Annotated in this window: 13 protein-coding genes and 1 pseudogene; 8 read left to right on the top strand and 6 right to left on the bottom strand. The window is 63.4% G+C overall.

The features are described 5' to 3' along the window. Both A9W99_RS10430 and A9W99_RS10435 read right to left on the bottom strand, forming a co-directional pair. Nucleotides 1-264 (bottom strand): annotated as a pseudogene (locus A9W99_RS10430) (hypothetical protein); the annotation flags it as partial. A 71-nt stretch (nucleotides 265-335) separates the two neighbouring features. Beyond that, nucleotides 336-644, bottom strand: coding sequence for a hypothetical protein (locus A9W99_RS10435; protein WP_067376583.1), 309 nt, complete (start codon nucleotides 642-644; stop codon nucleotides 336-338). A 94-nt stretch (nucleotides 645-738) separates the two neighbouring features. On the opposite strand from A9W99_RS10435, the gene A9W99_RS10440 reads away from it, so the two are divergent. Together A9W99_RS10440 and A9W99_RS10445 are read left to right on the top strand one after the other, a co-directional pair. Then, complete coding sequence (locus A9W99_RS10440) at nucleotides 739-1,464, top strand: response regulator transcription factor (RefSeq protein ID WP_067376586.1); 726 nt, start codon at nucleotides 739-741, stop codon at nucleotides 1,462-1,464. Further along, a complete protein-coding gene (locus tag A9W99_RS10445) occupies nucleotides 1,461-2,930 on the top strand; it encodes a cell wall metabolism sensor histidine kinase WalK (RefSeq protein ID WP_067376590.1) in 1,470 nt (489 codons plus the stop codon). The genes A9W99_RS10440 and A9W99_RS10445 overlap by 4 nt, the downstream gene beginning before the upstream one ends. Before the next feature lie 10 nt (nucleotides 2,931-2,940). Here A9W99_RS10445 and A9W99_RS10450 read toward each other — a convergent pair whose 3' ends face one another. Continuing rightward, a complete protein-coding gene (locus A9W99_RS10450; protein ID WP_067376592.1) occupies nucleotides 2,941-3,705 on the bottom strand; it encodes a TVP38/TMEM64 family protein in 765 nt (254 codons plus the stop codon). Nucleotides 3,706-3,879: 174 nt separating this feature from the next. Here A9W99_RS10450 and mutA point away from each other — a divergent pair, with 174 nt between their 5' ends. The 4 genes from mutA (at nucleotide 3,880) to A9W99_RS10470 (ending at nucleotide 10,347) form a co-directional block, all read left to right on the top strand. Next, nucleotides 3,880-5,748 (top strand): methylmalonyl-CoA mutase small subunit, encoded by a 1,869-nt coding sequence (mutA, locus tag A9W99_RS10455; RefSeq protein ID WP_067376595.1) that lies wholly within the window; start codon nucleotides 3,880-3,882, stop codon nucleotides 5,746-5,748. A 2-nt stretch (nucleotides 5,749-5,750) separates the two neighbouring features. Then, nucleotides 5,751-8,003: a methylmalonyl-CoA mutase gene (scpA, locus tag A9W99_RS10460; RefSeq protein WP_067376598.1), complete on the top strand. Its 2,253-nt coding sequence runs from the start codon at nucleotides 5,751-5,753 to the stop codon at nucleotides 8,001-8,003. 9 nt (nucleotides 8,004-8,012) lie between these two features. Next, the gene (gene meaB / locus A9W99_RS10465; protein WP_067376601.1) at nucleotides 8,013-9,002 is read left to right on the top strand and encodes a methylmalonyl Co-A mutase-associated GTPase MeaB; all 990 of its coding nucleotides are present in this window, start codon (nucleotides 8,013-8,015) and stop codon (nucleotides 9,000-9,002) included. Nucleotides 9,003-9,066: 64 nt separating this feature from the next. Continuing rightward, nucleotides 9,067-10,347 carry a serine hydrolase domain-containing protein gene (locus tag A9W99_RS10470; RefSeq protein ID WP_067376603.1) on the top strand — a complete coding sequence of 427 codons (1,281 nt, stop codon included), beginning with the start codon at nucleotides 9,067-9,069 and terminating at the stop codon, nucleotides 10,345-10,347. Between the two features lie 4 nt (nucleotides 10,348-10,351). Here A9W99_RS10470 and A9W99_RS10475 read toward each other — a convergent pair whose 3' ends face one another. From A9W99_RS10475 to A9W99_RS10485, 3 genes are read right to left on the bottom strand one after another with little or no spacing between them, the layout of a single operon-like run. Continuing rightward, nucleotides 10,352-13,273 carry an RND family transporter gene (locus tag A9W99_RS10475; protein WP_067376606.1) on the bottom strand — a complete coding sequence of 974 codons (2,922 nt, stop codon included), beginning with the start codon at nucleotides 13,271-13,273 and terminating at the stop codon, nucleotides 10,352-10,354. Between the two features lie 27 nt (nucleotides 13,274-13,300). Beyond that, the gene (locus A9W99_RS10480; protein WP_067376609.1) at nucleotides 13,301-16,186 is read right to left on the bottom strand and encodes an RND family transporter; all 2,886 of its coding nucleotides are present in this window, start codon (nucleotides 16,184-16,186) and stop codon (nucleotides 13,301-13,303) included. Beyond that, nucleotides 16,183-16,593, bottom strand: coding sequence for an MmpS family protein (locus A9W99_RS10485; protein WP_067376612.1), 411 nt, complete (start codon nucleotides 16,591-16,593; stop codon nucleotides 16,183-16,185). Before A9W99_RS10485 ends, A9W99_RS10480 begins: the two co-directional genes overlap by 4 nt. Nucleotides 16,594-17,444: 851 nt before the next feature. Here A9W99_RS10485 and A9W99_RS10490 point away from each other — a divergent pair. Beyond that, entirely contained in the window at nucleotides 17,445-17,672 is a 228-nt protein-coding gene (locus tag A9W99_RS10490) for an MbtH family NRPS accessory protein (RefSeq protein ID WP_067376615.1), read from the top strand. Between the two features lie 25 nt (nucleotides 17,673-17,697). After that, on the top strand, nucleotides 17,698-20,102 hold a 2,405-nt coding region (locus tag A9W99_RS26020; RefSeq protein WP_156623047.1), incomplete at its 3' end, for an AMP-binding protein.

A 20,102-nucleotide genomic window follows, 5' to 3' on the forward strand; every position in this document is an offset into this window, starting at 1 on the left:
GGCGGAGGCGGCGGCAGTGGCGGCCCGCCGGGCGGCCCTCCCGGTGGGCCTAGCGGTGGGCCCGAAACTGAAGGCGAAGATCACCAGGGATGCGGCCGCGGTGAACAATGCTCCCAAGACGCCGCCTGCCACGCCGGCACCGATCACCACACCCGTGGAGTGGCGGCGTTTGGGCTTCGCGGGTGCGGCAACCACGGCGGGTTCCGGCTCGGCTGGCTGCTGATCGATGCTGGGTTGCTCGGTACTGGTTTGCTCGGCGGTCATGCGACTCCTCACGTCGTCGGTTTGTCGGCAACCGCGACGGTAGGAGCCCTAGTTGAAGCGAAGCTGAAGATTCAGGGGTGCTGTCCGGGCGGCGGGAAAGCCGGCGGCGGTAGCACACTCGGCCCCGACGACGGGATGGTGACGGCGGGCGGCGAGGACGGGACGTAACTGACCAGCGGCGTCGACATCGGCGCCGGATATGGCGGTGGCGGGAACTCGACGCGGACCTTCCAGGTGGGGCCGGTGACGGCGAAGACGGCGAGCGCGCCGACCGCCAAACCTCCCAGCGCGGCGCCGATCACCACGGCGGTGGAATAGCGGCGGGCAGGCGCGGCCGCCGGCGGTTGCGGTGGCGGGTCTTCGGTGTGATCGGAGGTCATGTGGCTCCCCACGTCGGCGGGATCGTGTCGAAAGGACTCGGGAGGACGGGCATCCTTAAGCCTGATCTCAGAACGGCGCGTTAACAATGGGGCCATGAATGATTGTTCGCGCCCGGGACGTACCGGCCGGGCCGATCAATACAGCGTCGGCGCCCCCCGCGTCCTAATTGTCGAGGACTTTGAGACGATCCGCGAAATGGTCAGCGAGGCGCTGGCCGACGTCGGGTACCACACCGACACCCGCTGCGACGGCGAAGGACTGGAAGAGGTTCTGGACGGTCTGCGGCCCGACTTGGTGGTGCTGGACGTAATGTTGCCCGGCCGCGACGGATTCTCGCTGCTCGACGTCATCCGCCAATGGGGCGATATCGGCATCGTGTTGATCACCGCGCGAGACGGGTTGCCCGACCGGCTGCGTGGCCTCGACGGCGGCGCCGACGACTACGTGGTCAAACCCTTCGAGCTCGCCGAACTGGTGTCGCGAGTCGGGGCGGTACTGCGCCGGCGGGGCCGGCTGCCCCGGGTGGTTCAACTGGGCGATCTGATACTCGACGTCGACGCCGGCGTCGCCTCGCGGGACGGACACCGCCTGGACTTGACCGGCACCGAGTTGCGGCTGCTGGACTTCCTGGTCGCGCAGCGTGGCCGGATCGTCAGCGCCGCTCAGATCCTGAACGCGGTGTGGGGTTATGACGCCTACGATCCCAACCTGGTGCAGGTGCATGTCAGCGGTCTGCGACGCAAACTTGAGGCACACGGACCCCGGATTTTGCACACTGTCCGCGGCATCGGTTATCGCTTGCAGCCGCAGCGATCATGAGCACCGATCCGGCGACGCCGACACCGTCGCTGCAGCGACGGGTCACGGTGATCGTGGTGGCGTTGCTCACGGTGCTGCTGACGGTGCTGGGCCTGACCATCGACGTGGTCGTGGGGGTCCAGGCGCGCCGTAACCTGCACGATCGGCTGCTCGCGGCGACGTCACGCGCCGATGCACTGACGGCCGCGCACACCGCGCCGGATCTGCTTGCGACCGAACTCAACGGCGGCAGCGTGCGGGCGCTGCTGGTGACCGCCGACGGCGCGACCTACGGTGATCGCCGGATCAGTCCCGACACCACCGCGGGCCCCGGCGCACTCCCCTTGCCGCCGGGCCCACCGCTAGGCCCACCGGGAGGGCCGCCCGGCGGGCCGCCACTGCCGCCGCCTCCGCCGGGCCCGCCGCCCCCGCCACCGCCGCCGGACGCGACCGCGACAGTGCTGGTGCACCCGTTGCCCGACGGCGCAAGGTTGATCCTGGTTGCCGACACCACCCAGACCACCCAAGTGACCCGTCAGCTGCGCCAACTGATGATCGGCGCGGGCCTGGCGACCCTGGTGGTGGCCGCGCTGCTGATGATGGCGGTCAGCCGGGTGGCGTTGCGGCCCTTGGACCGCATGACGGCGCTGGCCAAAGGCATCACCACCGGCGATCGTGGCCGGCGACTGCGACCGGATCGCACCGACACCGAACTTGGGCGCGCGGCAAGCGCCTTCGACGAAATGCTCGACGCGCTGGAGAATTCCGAACGGCAGGCCCGGCGGGCCGCGGACGTCGCGCACCGCGCCGAGACGGCGACCCGCCGCTTCCTCGTCGACGCCGCACACGAACTGCGCACCCCGATCGCCGGCATCCAGGCCGCATCCGAACAGCTCGCCAGCAGCGCCGGCCAAACCGAAGACGACGAGGCGCGAGCCCAATACCGGCGCGCCACCTTGTTGCTGTCGGATGCGCGCCGCGCCGGACGCCTCGTCGGCGACATGCTCGATCTGAGCCGGATCGACGCTGGACTCACCCTCGACCTGCGCGATACGGAGCTGGGCGCTGTCGTCGGGGCCGAAGCCGACCGGACCGCGATGTTGGCGCCTCAGGTCAGCGTCATCCGCACCGGCCTTGACGCGCTGACCGTCAACGCGGATCCGACGCGGGTGGCGCAGATCCTGTCCAACCTGCTCGACAATGCCCGCAAATACACGCCGGCCGGTGGGTCCATCACCGTCGACCTGAGCAGCGGTGATGATGTGGCGACAGTGACCGTTACCGACACGGGACCGGGGGTTCCCGACGACGAGCGCGACCGCATCTTCGAGCGGCTGGTGCGCCTGGATTCAGGGCGCACCCGCGACCACGGCGGCGCCGGGCTGGGCTTGGCAATCGCACGGGGACTGGCCCGGGCCCACGGCGGCGAGCTGGTATGTCTGCCGCACGAAGGCGGCGCGCAATTCCGGCTCAGTCTTCCAGCGTGAGGCTGTGGGCTCAGTGGGTGATCGCGGGCTCCCGCGTCTCGTGAGCTTCGTGGTGTGACCGCTTGGGGTGGTGCTGGCGGTAGTGGCGGACCTCGTAGATCAGACCGGCCAGCCCTAAGACGGCGGTGCACAGCGACACCAGGATAAGCAGCGGGCTGACGTCACCGGTGAGCGCGTCGCCCAGGATCACCACCGCGGCGGTGCCGGGCAGCACACCGGCCAGCGTCGCCGAGGTATAGGGCAGCAGCCGGACGGCCGAAGCCCCGGCGGCATAGTTGAGCGCCGAAAACGGCACGGCTGGGATCAACCGCAGCGACAGGATGGCCTGCCAGCCTCGCTCCCGCAGGCGTTGGTCGAGCCGGTCCACCGCGTGGTGGCGGATCAGCCGGTTGAGCCGCCATCCAGCGGCACGGACCAGCAGTAACGCGATCACCGCACTCGCGGTGCTGCCCACCACCGCTATCAGCACGCCGAACAGCGGACCGAACAACAGCCCGGCGGCCAGGGTGAACACGGTGCGGGGGACAGGTACCACCGTGATGGCGATCTGCGCGCCCAAGAAAGCCAGCGGAAACCACGGACCCACCGACTGGGCCCAATCGCGCAATTGCACCGCGGTGGGCAGCTTGACCAACAGCGCCACCGCGACGAGGACTGTGATAACGACCACTGTCGCCACCGTCCGCACCGGCGACAACTGGCGCGCGGCGGCGCCTACCCCGCTGCCAAGACTGCGCAGGGTATCGACGGTTTTCGAGGTGGCGGGGCTCGGCACGTTTTACAGGGTACGGGGCCGATCTGAATAACCCGTTTCGCTTTACTCGGCGTTTCACCACGGCAGCGCTGCTTTTTAGCGAGTAGCTCCATCAATTAGCCTGATTAGTAAGTCGCATTACCAAACGCAACCCGAAGAAAACGCCGCGTTTCGCTGCGGAAACAGGAGCAGTCGGTGCCCATTGACGTACCCGAGCGCGCCGACCTGGAACAGGTTCGCGAGCGCTGGCGCAGCGAAGTCGCCGGTGTGCTGTCGAAGAGCACCCGCAAGGACCCTGCCGAGTTGGGGGACCGACCCGAGCAGCGGCTGGAGACACCGACCTACGACGGGTTCGCCATCCGGCCGCTGTACACCGCGCTCGACGAGCTGCCCGAGCCGCCGCTGCCGGGTCAGTGGCCGTTCGTGCGGGGCGGTGACGCATCCCGCGACGTCAAGTCGGGCTGGAAAGTCGTCGAGGCCTTCCCATTGCCGGGCCAGCCGGGCCAGGCGCCCGGCGACGTAAATGCGGCGGTGCTGGCCGCACTCAACGACGGGGCCAGCGCGCTGCTGATCCGGGTAGGGGAGTCGGGGGTGCCCGCTGGGCACCTGGAAAACCTGCTCGAGGGTGTGTACCTGAGCATGGCGCCGGTCATCCTCGACGCAGGATCCGATTACGTCGCGGCCGCCGAGGTGATGCTGGGGCTGGCCGACCGGGTGGAAGCCGACCAGCGCGGCACGATGTCGGTCGACCTGGCCGCAGACCCGTTGACGGCCAGGCTGAGCGATCGTCCTGCGCCGGCGATCGACGACGTCGTCGCAGTGGCCGCGCGGGCGGCCGCGGTGCCGGGAGTGCGGGCGATCACCGTCGACGGGACCGCCTTTCACAACCTGGGCGCGACCGCGGCCTGGGAGCTGGCAGCTGCCGTCGGTGCCGCGGTGTCCTACCTGCGGGTGCTCACCGGGGCTGGGCTGCCGGTAGGCCAGGCGTTGCGGCAGATCAGCTTCCGGCTCGCCGCTGACGACGACCAATTCATGACGCTGGCCAAAATGCGTGCGCTGCGCCAACTTTGGGCGCGGGTCGCCGAGGTCGCGGGCGACCCGGACGGCGGCGCAACCGTCGTCCATGCGGAGACCTCGCTGCCGATGATGACCCAGCGGGACCCCTGGGTGAACATGCTGCGCTGCACGCTGGCAGCCTTCGGTGCCGGTGCCGGCGGCGCCGACACCCTTCTGGTGTACGCGTTCGACGTAGCGATCCCCGGTGGCTGGCCGGGCACGGCGACCAGCTTTGCCCGCCGGATTGCCCGAAACACGCAACTGCTGCTGCTCGAAGAATCACACGTCGGGCGGGTGCTGGATCCCGCGGGCGGATCGTGGTTCGTCGAAGACCTCACCGAACAGCTTGCCGGACAGGCATGGGAGCGTTTCCAGTCCATCGAGTCCCACGGTGGTTTCGTGGATGCCATCGAGTTCCTGACCGCCGAGATCGGTGAGCTGGCCGCGCGGCGCGCCGATGACATCGCGCATCGCCGCATCGCGATCACCGGCGTCAACGAATTCCCCAACCTCGCGGAAGCCCCGCTGCCCCAAGGTGATTGCTTGGGTCGGGCGGGACACGTGCTGCGCTATGCCGCCGAGTTCGAGACATTGCGCGATAGGTCGGACGGCTATCTGGCGCGCGAAGGTGTCCGGCCGCAGGTGCTTTTGCTGCCGTTGGGCCCACTGGCCGAGCACAACATCCGCACCACGCTCGCGACCAACCTGTTGGCGTCGGGAGGCATCGAGGCGGTCAACCCTGGGCCCGTCGACGCAGACGGCGTCGGCAAGGCCGTCGCGGAGGCAGGCTCATTCAAGGTGGCGGTGATCTGCGGCACCGACAAGCGCTACCAGGATGAGGCGGACGGCGTCGTGCAGGCGGCCCGCACCGCGGGCATCGAGCGCGTCTACCTGGCGGGCTCGGCGTCGGTGCTGGATGGGTCAGGGCACCGGCCGGACGAGTTCCTGAGCGCGAAAATCAATGCGGTCGAAGTTCTTTCGGATCTGCTCACCGGGTTGGGGGCGTAGCCATGACGATCAGCACTCCCGTCGTCGGTAGTTTCGCCGAGATCCCGCTGCATGGCGATCGGGCCGTGCCACCGCCCACCGAAGCCGCGGTCACAGAGCACGCCGCCGCAGCCGCGGCCGCGCACTGGTACACGCCCGAACAACTGTTGTGGCAGACGCCCGAAGGCATCGACGTCAAGCCGGTGTACATCGGGCAGGACCGGCGCGCGGCCGAGCAAGAGGGCTACCCGCTGAACAGTTTTCCCGGCGAGCCGCCGTTCGTGCGCGGGCCGTACCCGACGATGTACGTGAACCAGCCGTGGACGATCCGTCAATACGCCGGGTTCTCCACCGCGGCCGATTCCAATGCCTTCTACCGGCGCAACCTGGCCGCGGGTCAGAAGGGGCTGTCCGTCGCTTTCGACCTGGCCACCCACCGGGGCTACGACTCCGACCACCCGCGCGTACAGGGCGACGTCGGAATGGCCGGTGTGGCAATAGATTCCATCCTGGACATGCGTCAGCTGTTCGACGGCATCGACCTGTCGGCGGTGTCGGTGTCGATGACCATGAACGGTGCCGTGCTGCCGATTCTGGCGCTGTATGTGGTGGCCGCCGAGGAGCAGGGCGTGCCGCCGGAGAAGCTGGCCGGTACCATCCAGAACGACATCCTCAAAGAATTCATGGTCCGCAACACCTACATCTACCCGCCCAAGCCGTCGATGCGGATCATCTCCGACATCTTCGCTTACACCAGCGCGAAGATGCCGAAGTTCAACTCCATCTCGATCTCCGGTTACCACATCCAAGAAGCTGGTGCCACAGCGGATTTGGAGCTGGCGTACACACTGGCCGACGGCGTGGACTACATCAAGGCCGGCCTGGACGCGGGCCTGGACATCGACAAGTTCGCGCCGCGGCTGTCCTTCTTCTGGGGCATCGGGATGAACTTCTTCATGGAGGTCGCCAAGCTGCGAGCCGGCCGGCTGCTGTGGAGTGAACTGGTCGCGCAGTTCGACCCGAAAAGCCCGAAATCTCTGTCGCTGCGCACACATTCGCAAACCTCCGGCTGGTCGCTGACCGCCCAGGACGCCTTCAACAACGTCGCCCGCACCTGTATCGAGGCGATGGCCGCGACCCAGGGCCACACCCAGTCGCTGCACACCAATGCCCTCGACGAGGCGCTGGCGCTGCCCACCGACTTTTCCGCCCGAATTGCCCGCAACACACAGCTGGTGCTGCAGCAGGAGTCGGGCACCATTCGGCCGATCGACCCCTGGGGCGGTTCCTACTACGTGGAGTGGCTGACGCATCAGCTCGCCCAGCGCGCGCGTGCTCATATCGCCGAGGTCGCCGAGCACGGCGGCATGGCTCAGGCCATCAGTGACGGCATCCCCAAGCTGCGCATCGAGGAGGCGGCCGCGCGGACCCAGGCCCGCATCGACTCCGGTCAGCAGCCGGTGATCGGGGTCAACAAGTACCAGGTCGACGAAGACCAGGAGATCGAGGTGCTCAAGGTCGAGAACAGCCGGGTGCGCGCCGAGCAGCTGGCCAAACTTCAGGAGCTGCGGGCCGGCCGGGACGCGGGGGCCGTCGAGGCCGCCTTGGCCGAATTGAGCCGCGCCGCTGCGGATCACGGGCGGGCGGGTGAAGACGGCTTGGGCAACAACCTGCTGGCCCTGGCCATCAACGCCGCTCGCGCCAAGGCCACCGTCGGCGAGATTTCCGACGCGCTGGAAAAGGTGTACGGACGTCACCAAGCGGAGATCCGTACCATCGCCGGGGTCTACCGTGACGAAGTCGGAAAGGCCTCCAACATCGGAAACGCTATCGAGCTGGTCGAGAAATTCGCCGAGGCCGACGGCCGGCGGCCCAGGATTCTGGTGGCCAAGATGGGCCAGGACGGCCACGACCGCGGACAGAAGGTGATCGCGACGGCGTTCGCCGACATCGGGTTCGACGTCGATGTCGGGTCGCTGTTCTCCACCCCCGAGGAGGTGGCGCGCCAGGCCGCCGACAACGACGTGCACGTGGTGGGGGTGTCTTCGCTGGCCGCGGGCCATTTGACGCTGGTGCCGGCGCTGCGTGACGCGCTGGCCGAGGTGGGTCGGCCCGACATCATGATCGTGGTCGGCGGCGTAATCCCGCCCGGTGACTTCGACGAGCTGTACCAGGCCGGAGCCACCGCCATCTACCCGCCCGGCACCGTGATCGCCGATGCCGCGATCGGCTTGCTGAACAAGCTCGCCGAGCGGCGGGGCTACAGCCTCGGCTAGTGCCCTTAGATGACGTCCCCGAACAACCACACCGTCGACGCGTTGGCCAAGGCTGTTCGCGACGGTGATCGGGCCGCGCTGCCACGGGCGATCACGCTGCTGGAATCCACCCGCGAGGACCATCGTGAGCAGGCGCAACAGCTGCTCCTCGAGTTGACGCCGGACTCGGGCAACGCCCACCGGGTGGGTATCACCGGGGTGCCCGGGGTCGGCAAGTCCACCGCCATCGATGCGCTCGGCATGCACCTGATCGAGCAGGGACATCGGGTTGCGGTGCTGGCGGTGGACCCGTCGTCGACGCGGACCGGCGGGTCGATTCTGGGCGACAAGACCCGAATGGGGCGGCTGGCAGCGCATCCGGACGCCTACATCCGGCCGTCGCCGACGTCGGGCACCTTGGGGGGCGTGGCAAAGGCCACGCGCGAAACGATTGTGCTGCTGGAGGCGGCGGGGTTCGACGTGATTCTGGTCGAAACCGTCGGTGTGGGGCAGTCCGAGGTGGCCGTTGCCAATATGGTCGACACGTTCGTCCTGCTGACCTTGGCGCGCACCGGTGACCAGCTGCAGGGCATTAAGAAGGGTGTGCTGGAGCTAGCGGACATCGTGGTGGTGAACAAGGCCGACGGCAACCACCTGCCCGAGGCGCGATCAGCTGCACGGGAGCTCTCGTCGGCGATCAGATTGATCTACCCACGCGAAACATTATGGCGACCACCGGTTCTCACCATGAGCGCGGTGGAGGAGACCGGTCTGTCCGAGCTGTGGGACACCGTGCAGCGGCATTGCCAGGTGCTCAGCGATGCCGGCGAGTTCGAAGCCCGACGGCGCGCACAGCAAGTCGACTGGACCTGGCAGATGGTTCGGGACACCGTGCTGGACCGAGTGCTGTCCAACCCGGAGGTCCGCAAGATCCGCGCGGAGGTCGAGCGTCAGGTCAGGGCCGGGGAACTGACCCCGGCCATGGCCGCCCAGCAAATTTTGAAGGTTGCGTCAGTTTAACGGAAAGGTAACTTAAACTTAGTTTGCCCGTGAGCTACGACGATTAGGAAGTAAATTCAAACACGTGAAGGCAGAATCGGGGGGTCGGCTCAGCGCGGAGTCTCCCCACGACGACCTCGGCGCAGGTCGTCGCGTATTCGGTGCAGCTGACCCAAGCTTTTCGTGCGCCGTTCGTGGGTTCGCCAGCCTATTTCCCGGCCGCCGATTCGGTGGCGGGGCACTGGCGGTATATCTCGACGGGCAACCGGTCGTCGACGTCTGGACCGGCCGGTCAGACCGCGCCGGCAAAACGCCATGGACTGCGGATACTGCACCGATGGTGTTCTCGGCAACCAAGGGCATGGCGTCAACTGTCATCCACCGACTGGCCGACCGAGGGTTGATCGACTACGAAGCCCCAGTCGCCGAATACTGGCCGGCGTTCGGGGCCGCGGGCAAGTCCGAGATGACCGTTCGCGAGGTGATGAAGCACCAAGCCGGCCTGTCCGGCCTGCGCGGTGCCACCAGGGAAGACTTGCTGGATCACATCGTAATGGAAGAACGGCTCGCGGCGGCGCCACCCGGACGGCTGCTGGGCAAACCCGCCTACCACGCACTGACCTTCGGCTGGCTGATGTCGGGGCTGGGGCGGGCCGTGACCGGAAAGGGCATGCGGACGCTGATCCGCGAGGAGCTGGCCGAGCCGTTGGGCACGGATGGGCTGCATCTGGGCCGTCCGCCCGCCGGCGCGCCGACGCGCGTCGCCCAGATCATCACGCCGCAGAGCGTCCCCGGCCTTTCCTGCCTGAACTATGCCGCGTACCGGGTCGCGTCGGAGCTGTCCGGTGGATTCCGCTCCATGTACTTCAAGGGCGTCATGGCAGCCGTGCAAGGCGAGATCCCGCTATTGGACGCCGAGATGCCGGCAGCCAACGGCGTCGCCACGGCGCGCGCCCTGGCGCGGATGTACGGCGCGATCGCCAACGGCGGTGAGATCGACGGCACCCGATTTCTGTCGCGGGGAATCGTCGCCGGGCTGACCGGTCGCCGGAATCGGCAACGGGACCGGAATGTCTTCGTGCCGTTGTCGTTCCACCTCGGCTACCACAGTGTCCCGGGTCCGACGCCCGGCTTCGGTCACGTGGGCCTGGGCGGTTCGTTCGGCTGGGCGGACCCGTCGTCCGGGATGGCCTTTTCGTTCGTGCACAACCGACTGCTATCGCCGTTCGTGGTGCTCGATCACAGCGGGGTGGCGACTCTGGGCACGCTGATCCGGCGTGGTGTTGCACTCGCGCGCAAGCGTGGTTTCCAGTCGGTTGGCGATTTCGGGGCGCCGTTCCCGGAGCCGGGCGCCGTCGCCGGCTGACCTGCTATCGGTACCGGGGTGCTATCGGTATCGGGGCGGTTTCCGGCTCGTCATCGTAGGGCTGCTCCCTCAGGAGGTAGGCCCGTGCCACCGGACGTGGCGCCAGCGATCGAAGCATCAGGCTGGCCGGACGCGGACGAACGGTCTGCGGCCACCAGAACCAACGTCCGAGCAGCGCGGCGATTGACGGCGTCATGAAGGAGCGCACGATCAAGGTGTCGAACATCAAGCCCAGGCCGATGGTGCTACCGACCTGACCGATGATTCGCAAATCGCTGATCACCATCGAGGCCATGGTGAACGCGAACACCAGGCCCGCATTGGTCACCACTTTGCCGGTGCCGCCCATTGCCCGGATGATGCCGGTGTTGATACCGCCGGCTATCTCTTCCTTCATGCGGGAGACCAGCAGCAGGTTGTAGTCAGAGCCCACCGCCAAAAGGACGATGACAGACATCGGCAGCACCATCCAGTGCAATTTGATGCCCAAAATATATTGCCAAATCAGCACCGAGATGCCGAACGATGCGCCCAGCGAAACCGCAACCGTGCCCACGATTACCAGGGCGGCGACAAAGCTCCGCGTGATGATGAGCATGATGATGAAAATCAGGCAGAGCGCACCCACACCCGCGATCCACAGGTCGTACCTGGCGCCGTCCCGGAAGTCCTTAAATGTTGACGCGGTGCCGGCGATAAAGATCTTGGAGTCTTCGAGCGGTGTTGTCTTCAGTGCCTCTTCGGCCGCCGTTCGTATTTGGTTGATGCGCGCTATGCCCTCGGGCGTAGCGGGATCGCCCTTATGCGAAATGATGAAGCGGGCTGCCTTCCCGTCGGGGGAGAGGAAAGAAGTCATCGCGCGTTGGAAGTCCGCGTTCTTGAACGCTTCGGGAGGCAGATAGAAGGAATCGTCGTTCTTGGACGCGTCGAACGCCCGGCCCATGGCCATGACATCCTCCGTCGCGTCGTCCATCTGGCTGAAGGTTCCGGCCATGGTGCTGTGCGCTTTCAGGATCATTGTGCGCGCGTGCTCCGCCATAGCGATAATTGGCGGGAATTGCGCCTCCAACTGGGGCAACAGCGCGTCCAACTTGTCCAGATCCTTGACGAGATCGCCAAGTTTATCGGTCAGCGTGTCGATACCATCAAGCGTGTCGAATATTGCTCTCAAGGACCAGCATATCGGGATGTCGTAGCAGTGCTTTTCCCAGTAAAAGTAGCTTCGAATCGGCCGCCACATATCTTCGAAATCCGCAACGTGATCTCTTAATTCAGCTGTCACCGCCGTCATCTCTTTTGTCTCGAGAACCGTGTGATGGGTAATGGAATCCACTTGCTGTTCTAATGCGTACAAGCGTTTCATGGTCGCGATTTGTGTGGTCATCATGTCGGCCTGCTTAAGCAGGTCGTCCATTCTTACTTTCATGTACTGCATAGTCTGCACCTGGCTGGCACTTTGCATGCTGAGCAAGAATGGTATCGAGGTGTGTTCAATCGGATTTCCCTCGGGCCGCGTGATGGCTTGCACCCGAGAAACGCCCGGAACTCGGAAAATCGACTTGGCCACCTTGTGCAGAACCAGAAAATCTGCCGGATTGCGCATATCGTGATTTGATTCGACCAGCAGAATCTCCGGCATCATCCGAGACTGGGAGAAGTGACGATCGGCGGCCGCGTACCCCACATTGGCCGGGATGTCTTTGGGCATATAGAGGCGATCGTTGTAACTCGTCTTGTAACCCGGCAGCGTTATCAGACCGATCACTGCGATCGCTACCGTCGTGACGAGAATGGGCGCGGGCCAGCGCACAATCGCCGTGCCGACCCGACGCCATCGGCCGAACCCGATCCAGCGCTTGGGTTCGAATAGCCCGAAGCGGCTCCCAACGGTCAGAACTGCCGGAACCAGGGTGAGGGCGACCAATACCGCAACGACCATGCCGATCGCGCAGGGAACGCCGATGGTCTGGAAGATCGGCATCCGGGTAAAGCTCAGGCACAAGAGTGCCCCGGCGATCGTCAAACCGGAAGCCAACACGACGGGCGCAACGCTACGGTAAGTCGTGTAGTAGGCCGTTTCCGGGTCTACGCCGGCCTGACGGGCCTCGTGATATCGGCCAAAGAAGAAGATCCCGTAATCCGTTCCGACCGCAAGGCCCAGCGACACCAACAGATTGATGGCGAACGTCGACAGAGTCAGCAGATTGTTATGGCCGAGAAACGCCACGATCCCTCGCGCGGCTCCCAGCTCGATCCCAACCATCACCAACAATAGGATCACAGTCGTGATCGAGCGGTAGACCAGAAACAGCATCACGAAAATCATCGCCACGGTCATCGCGGTGATCTTCAAAATTGATTTATTACCGCTGCCCTGCAAATCGGTGACGAGAGCCGCAGGGCCGGTCACATACGCCTTGACGCCAGGAGGAGGCGGCGTGTGCGCGATAATGTTCCTCACCGAGTTTACAGATTCCTGGCCCAAGGTAGTGCCTTGGTTCCCGGCCAGATTCAGCTGCGCATAGGCAGCTTTTCCATCCGCACTTTGCGCGCCGGCCGCCGTTAACCGATCCCCCCACAAATCCTGTATATGTTCGACATGCTTTCGGTCGCGTCGCAGTTCGTCAATTATTTTTGCGTAGTAGGCGTGAGCATCTTCTCCCAGCGGCCGGTCTCCCTCCAGCACGACCATCGCAAAACTGTCCGAGTCGGACTCCTTGAAGTCCTTGCCCATACGCTTCATGGCCTGAACAGACGGTGCGTCTTGGGGGCTCAACGGCACCGAATGCTCTTCGCCGACCTGCTCAAGCGATGGAATCGCAAGCGTTACTACGAGAGTCAACGCCACCCAAGCCAGGATGATCAACAGGGAAAGCTTGCGGATCATCCGCGCTAAGAAGGGAATTCTGGGTTGCTGGATGCTCATGCGGCGTTCGACCAGATATTCCGTAGCCTATTGCGGCTGTCTCAGCAGAGCGCGTACCAGTGGCCGGGGCCCCGTCGGCCGGAGTAATCCGCTCGCCGGACGGGAGCGCACTCTTTGGGGCCACCAGAACCACTTTCCCAGGAGCGCAGCAGTGGAAGGCGTCATGAATGCGCGCACTATCAGCGTGTCGAACAGCAGACCAAGCCCAATCGTCGTGCCTATCTGACCGATGACGACCAGATCGCTCACAATCATGGACGCCATAGTGAACGCGAACACCAGACCCGCATTCGTCACGACCCTGCCAGTACCGCCCATCGCGCGAATGATGCCTGTCTTTATACCGGCACCTACTTCTTCCTGCATCCGGGCGACCAACAGCAAATTGTAGTCAGACCCCACCGCCAGTAGAACTACGACCGTCATGATGAGCACGAGCCAGTGTATTGGGGTGCCGAGTAAATACTGCCAGAGCAGAACCGCCAGCCCAAAGGAGGCGCCCAGTGAGAGCAACACCGTACCGACGATAACAAGGGCAGCGATAAAGCTTCGCGTCATGATCAACATGATGATGAAAATTAGGCAGACCGCAGCGACTCCCGCAATCATGAGATCATACTTGGAGCCGTCCACAATGTCTTTTGTAATCGCGGCCGTGCCCGTGAGATAGACTTTGGCATCTTCCAGGGGGGTTCCCTTCAGTGCCTCTTCGGCCGCATTCTTTATTGGGTCGACTTGTGCGACTCCCTCGGGCGACGCGGGGTCGGTCCTCAATGTGATGAGCATACGTGCGGCCTTCCCGTCTGGTGACAGGAATATCTTCATGACTCGTTTGAAGTCTTCATTCTTGAAAGCTTCTGGAGAAATGTAGAAAGAATCGTCGTTCTTGGAGGCATCGAATGCTTTGCCCATGGCTGTAGCATTGTCACCCGCCTGGTCCATCTGGCTGAAAATTCCGCCCATCGTGCTATGCATGGTCAACAGCATCGTTCGCATGCCCTGCATCGTCTCGATCATCACGGGGAACTGCGTGACGATTTGCGGCAGAACAAGGTCCAGATGATCAAGGTCTGCTACAAGATTTCGCAAGTTGTCATCAATTAAGTCGACACCGTCAACGGCATCAAAGATGGATCTGAGCGAAAAGCAGATGGGAATATCGTAGCAATGTTTTTCCCAATAAAAGTAGGAACGGATTGGCCGCCAGAAATCCTCGAAGTCCGCAATATGGTCGCGCAGCTCTTCGGTGATATTTTTTATTTCATGTGTTTCGCCGACCATGTGATGAGTGGTGGCGACGAGCTGTTGCATCAGGCCGTACATGCGCTGCATGATGTTGATCATTTGTGCCAGCTCGTCGGCCTGAACGAGCATGTCGTTCATGCGCTCCCGCTGAAATGGCATTATCTGCAGCTGCGCAGCGTTTTGGATGCTGAGCATGAACGGGATCGACGTATGGGCGATCGGGGTGCCTTCTGGCCTAGTGAGGCCTTGAACACGCGAAATGCCGGGAACCGCAAGAACTCCTTTAGCCACTTTATTCAGTATCAGCGCGTCGGCCGAGTTCCGCATGTCGTGGTCGGCTTCGATCAGCAGAATTTCCGGCGTCATCATTCGCGACTGCGAAACATGTCGCTGTGCGGCCGCCAACCCTTGAGCGGACGAAATATTCTTGGGGAGATAATTCATATCATTGTAGCTAGGTCTATATCCCGGCAAGGTCAAAAGGCCGATAAGTGCGACCGCTAACGTCGCGATGAGGATGGGCGCCGGCCACCGAACAATCGATGTGCCAATTCGCCGCCATCCTCGCCCGGACATTCTCCGCTTAGGTTCGAATAGACCGAAACGGCTCCCCACGTTAATAACTGCCGGAACGAGCGTGAGTGCGACGGCGACCGCAACGAGTATGCCAGCCGCGCAAGGAAGGGCAAGAGACTGGAAATGGGGCAGCCGGGTGAACCTTAGGCAGAAAAGCGCTCCGGCAATTGTCAAGCCAGAGGCTAGAACAACCTTTGCGACTCCATGATATGTAGTGTAGAAGGCGGTTTCCCGGTCCTCGCCTGCTAAGCGTGCCTCGTGATATCGGCCGAAAAAGAATATGCCGTAGTCGGTTCCCGCCGCAATTCCGATGGATACCACCAGGTTAATGGCGAAGGTTGTGAGACCGATGAGTCCCCGATCGCCGAGGAACGCGACAACACCGCGCGCCACCTGCAATTCTATTCCGACCATTATCAGGAGCAGAATGACGGTGACGAATGAGCGATAGACGAGGAGCAGCATGGTGAAGATAACGGCGAGACTTACCGCCGTAACGATCATGAGGGTGCGGTCACCACTGTTTGACATATCCGCAACAATGGCCGCGGGACCGGTGAGATAGGCCTTGACTCCCGACGGTGCCGGTGTTCGCGCCACGATGTTCCGGACAGCTTGGGTCGATTCATTTGCCGGCGTCGAACCCGGGCTACCGGTCAGGTCCAGTTGCACATAGGCGGCTTTGCCATCGGAGCTTTGCGCGGCGCCCGCAGTGAGTGGATCACCCCAGAAATCATGAATGTGCTGCACATGTTTCGGATCGTCTTTCAACTGACGAATCAGGCGATCGTAGTACCGGTGGGCGTCATCCCCCAAGGGTTTTTCGCCCTCCAGAACAATCATTGCCACACTGTCGGAATTTGTTTCTTTGAAGTCGGCACCCAAGCGCGTCATAGCATTGAACGCCGGTGCATCCGGGGGAGTCAGCGATATGGAATGGGCTTTCTCGACCTGCTCCAACGTTGGGAGGCCGATTGCCATGAGTACGGTAATCGCCAACCACAGCAAGATGATCGGCACCGAGAATCGGTAGATCGTCCGAGCTCCGAGTGGCGGGGTGGTACGTCGACCGTCTAAGTAGTTTGCGCTCATGCTGACTTCAACAAGCAGTAGGTAAAGGCGCTGGTCTCGTGCGTTGTCTTCTCGGATTTGACAACATTGTCCACCAAGATGCGGCAGCCAATTGTGTCACCGTCGCCCTGCGCCATTACATTTCCGACTGCGGTCGCCGAGGTGATCTCAAACTCCAATGACCACGGCAATGGTGCCTTCTTGAGGCGTTGGGGTTCGCCATCGCCATCGAAATAGCTGATGTCGGCCACGCTCCCGGATGTTCCGAAAACCTCGTATCTAAGGTGCTTCGGGTTAAAAGGTTTGGAATCGTCGACTCTGGTGTCGCCATAGGAGAGTCGTTTCTCAGAGCCGAAGATGCCGTGTAGTCGCGACACGGTGAAGCCACCGGCAATAACCACGGCAAGAATGACGAGGGCGACCCACATCCGCCTGACAACTCCGAAGATCGAATACCCCCTATTTCGACGACGCTGTCTCGGTCCATTTGGCGCCTGGGGCGGGACCGAACCTTGGTTAGCACGTCGCCACGGCGCAGGTCGACGACCAGATGGTTCGCCAGCGCCTGGTGTCCCCGTGTCGGCGAAATCGGTGCGCGTCTGCGCGAAGTCGCGCACCCCGCGTTCCATCACCGCATCAACCTCCCACCCGTTCCAGAGCCGGCGACATGTCAGCGGCTAGGCGTGAAACTGCACACCGGCCGTAACACCCCGTCGACGGTACATGGAGTGTGGTTGTCGTCGCAGGCAAACCGCGCAACGGCACCCCAAACCCTGCAGCGCATCGGGGAAGCAACCCGATCTTGACGAGTAAACCATGCCGGGTGTCCTTCATATCGGGTCCTTCGCCACGCGATATGGGATCGTAATGCACCCTAGGCCGGCGGCACGGGATCAACCGCCCTCGGCTTTGGGTCGGTGCGTCTTAGCGCGAGTTCACGGACTGACCGTAAAAGCTCGCCCCAGGTTCCGCACTCAAGTTCTTTCCCTCGGCACAAACGCGGATGAGGGGCCGTCCCGTTTCGTGCGGCTCTACGCAAGCGTCCACCGGCATGGGGTCTGGGACGGCTAACATCCGACAAGCCCGCGGCTGGCGAGTCGCCGAACGCCACATCAGATGTCGCCGCAGTTCACAGTGCCGGAGCAGAGTGCGCACAAGCCAATGCGACCTCGTCACGAGCTATCCCTTTGAATGTTTGCGAAACCCGCACAGGCCCTGTTGGTCTCCACTAGGGTTTGGGGCGGCTTCACTCATCTTGACTAGGGGGCGTGGGGAACTTTTGAGCATCAATCCGTTTGACGACAGCGGCGGCAGTTTTTTCGTCTTGGTCAACGACGAGAAGCAACACAGCCTGTGGCCGGCCTTTGCCAACGTTCCAGGCGGCTGGGAGGTGTTCTACGGGCAGGCGGACCGTGCTTCGTGTCTGGACTACATCGAATCGAACTGGACCGACACACGGCCGTTGAGTCTGCGCGAGAGGCTTGGAAGCGGGCCGGGCTTCGGATAAGCAAGCGTGTGACTTGGAGGAGTCGATGGAGCCTGAGGACCGGGCACTTCCACTGACGCGCGCACAGCTAGAGATATGGCTTGCGCAGGAAACGAACCCGCTTGGCACGCGGTGGCAGCTTGGCCTGTTGGTGAGGATAGAAGGCCTAGTAGATCGTGAAGCCCTTGACTGGGCGATCCGCCGAGCCGTAAGCGAGGCCGAACCAGTCAGAGCCACGTTTTTCGAAGTGGATGGCCAGGTTTTCCAAAAAGCGGTGGATTACTCAGATCTCGAGGTGGCTTTCTATGACGTGAGCTCCTCGAGCGATCCCGTTCACGAAGCCCACCAGCTCGCCTCCTCGATCCAACGTACGCCAATGCCGTTTACTGGCCCACTGTTTAATTTTGCGCTATTTCAGGTGCGGCGTGACGAATTCTACCTGTTCTGGTGCGCCCACCATATAGTCGTGGATGGATCCGGTATTGCGCTGATTGGCCAGCGAATTGCAGCCATCTATTCTGCAATTGTTTCCGGCGCACCGATCCCCGCTGCCGTGTTCGGATCGTTGCAGGACTTGGTTGACTGCGAACGTGGTTATGAGACGTCTAACGCCTACGTAGAAGATCAGACCTATTGGACCCATAATCTTCCGGCAGCAAGGGAAGAGCTTTACGGGTCGCTCCCGCCCGCGGGCGAGCGCGAACCGGATCCTCCTTCTACGCCGGTCCGGTTGGATCCCTCGATCCTGAGGCGTGTCGACGACCTATGCCGCAGGTGGAACGTGCCTCGCTCCTCGGTGATCACCGCGGCTTGCGCGCTCCTGGTGCGTGGATACAACGCTGACGACTCAGAGGTGGTCCTTGACTTCCCGGTCAGCAGGCGTACGGCGCCAGAGGCAAAGACTCTTCCCGGGATGGTTGCCGGCGTCGTGCCGCTGGTGTTCAAGGTTTCCCCGGACTCCACAGTTGCCGCTTTTTGTAGTTACGTTGATTCTCGAATACGGGAAGCGGTGAAGCACCAGAGGTTTCCGGTACAAGCGCTCGAGCGCAAAGCTCACCATCGCGGCCTTGGACACCCGTCACCCCACAGGGTGGGGATTAATTTCCTCCCGTCGCGGTTTACGCTGCCTTTCGGGGGCGTCATCGCATCGGCGTCAATGACCAATAGCGGGGTCGTAAACGGCTTTGGACTGTTGTTTTCGAGCGACGGTGACGACCTCTTCCTCAGCACAGCGCACGCCGGGCAGCCATTGCCGAATTTCGACGGCTCTGATCTAGCGGGACGGTTGGAGCGGCTGCTAACGGTAATGTGCGCCAGTCCAGGGCGGCGGCTGTCATCGTTCGATCTGTTGGATCCGGCTGAGCTGTCTCGGGTGGATGCCTGGGGTAATCGGGCGGTGTTGGACGGTCTGGCTGCGGTGTCGATGTCGATTCCGGGGTTGTTTGCTGGGCAGGTGGCGTGCAGCCCGGATGCGGTGGCGGTGAGTTTTGAGGGCCGTTCGATGTCGTATCGCGAGCTGGATGTGTCGTCGAATCGGTTGGCGCACTTGCTGGTTGAGCTGGGTGTGGGTCCGGGTGAGCGGGTGGCGTTGTTGCTGCCGCGGTGCGGGCAGGCGGTCGTGGCGATTTTGGCGGTGCTCAAGACTGGGGCGGCCTATGTGCCGATTGATGCCGCGGTGCCGGAGGCCCGGCTGGAGTTCATGGTGGCCGATGCTGGGCCGGTCGCCGCGCTGACCACTGCTGCGCTCGCCGATCGTTTTGTGGGGTGTGGTCTGCGGGTGATCGATGTCAACGACTCCGTGGTGGGCACCTATCCCGACACGGGGTTGCCGTTACCGGCGCCTGAGGATATTGCCTATCTGATTTACACCTCGGGTACTACCGGGACCCCCAAGGGGGTGGCGGTGACCCATGGCAACGCGGCCCAGTTTTTGGCGGTGGCGGATGCGTATGTGCCGGCTGCGGGGGTGTGGACGCAGTGTAATTCCTATGGGTTTGACACCTCGGTGGCCGAGATCTGGATTCCGTTGTTGCACGGTGGGCGGGTGGTGGTGGTGCCCGAGGCGGTGGCGGGGGCACCGCAGGATTTCCACGATTTGCTTGTTCGGCAGGGGGTTGACCATCTGACCTGGACCCCGTCGGCGGTGGCGACGTTGTCGCCGCAGGGTTTGGAGCAGATGGCGGTGTCGGTCGCTGGTGAGGCGTGTCCGGCCGAGGTGGTGGATCGGTGGGCGCCGGGGCGGGTGATGCGCAATGCCTATGGGCCGACCGAGACGACGGTGTATGCGGCGAGCAGTACCCCCCTGCAGGCGGGGTCGGGGGTGGTGCCGATTGGTGCGCCGGTGCCGGGGGCGGCGTTGTTTGTGCTGGATGGGTGGTTGCGTCCGGTGCCGGTGGGGGTGGCTGGTGAGTTGTATGTGGCTGGTGCCGGGGTCGGCTTGGGGTATGTGGG

The organism is Mycobacterium sp. 1164966.3 (genome assembly GCF_001665395.1).
In the GTDB taxonomy this organism is placed as follows: Bacteria; Actinomycetota; Actinomycetes; order Mycobacteriales; family Mycobacteriaceae; genus Mycobacterium.

Coding starts and splice junctions, on each gene's coding strand:
- meaB (WP_067376601.1), top strand. CDS start 8,013: ATGACGTCCCCGAACAACCACACCGTCGACGCGTTGGCCAAGGCTGTT.
- A9W99_RS10440 (WP_067376586.1), top strand. CDS start 739: ATGAATGATTGTTCGCGCCCGGGACGTACCGGCCGGGCCGATCAATAC.
- scpA (WP_067376598.1), top strand. CDS start 5,751: ATGACGATCAGCACTCCCGTCGTCGGTAGTTTCGCCGAGATCCCGCTG.
- A9W99_RS10475 (WP_067376606.1), bottom strand. CDS start 13,273: ATGAGCATCCAGCAACCCAGAATTCCCTTCTTAGCGCGGATGATCCGC.
- A9W99_RS10445 (WP_067376590.1), top strand. CDS start 1,461: ATGAGCACCGATCCGGCGACGCCGACACCGTCGCTGCAGCGACGGGTC.
- A9W99_RS10485 (WP_067376612.1), bottom strand. CDS start 16,593: ATGTGGGTCGCCCTCGTCATTCTTGCCGTGGTTATTGCCGGTGGCTTC.
- A9W99_RS10480 (WP_067376609.1), bottom strand. CDS start 16,186: ATGAGCGCAAACTACTTAGACGGTCGACGTACCACCCCGCCACTCGGA.
- A9W99_RS10435 (WP_067376583.1), bottom strand. CDS start 644: ATGACCTCCGATCACACCGAAGACCCGCCACCGCAACCGCCGGCGGCC.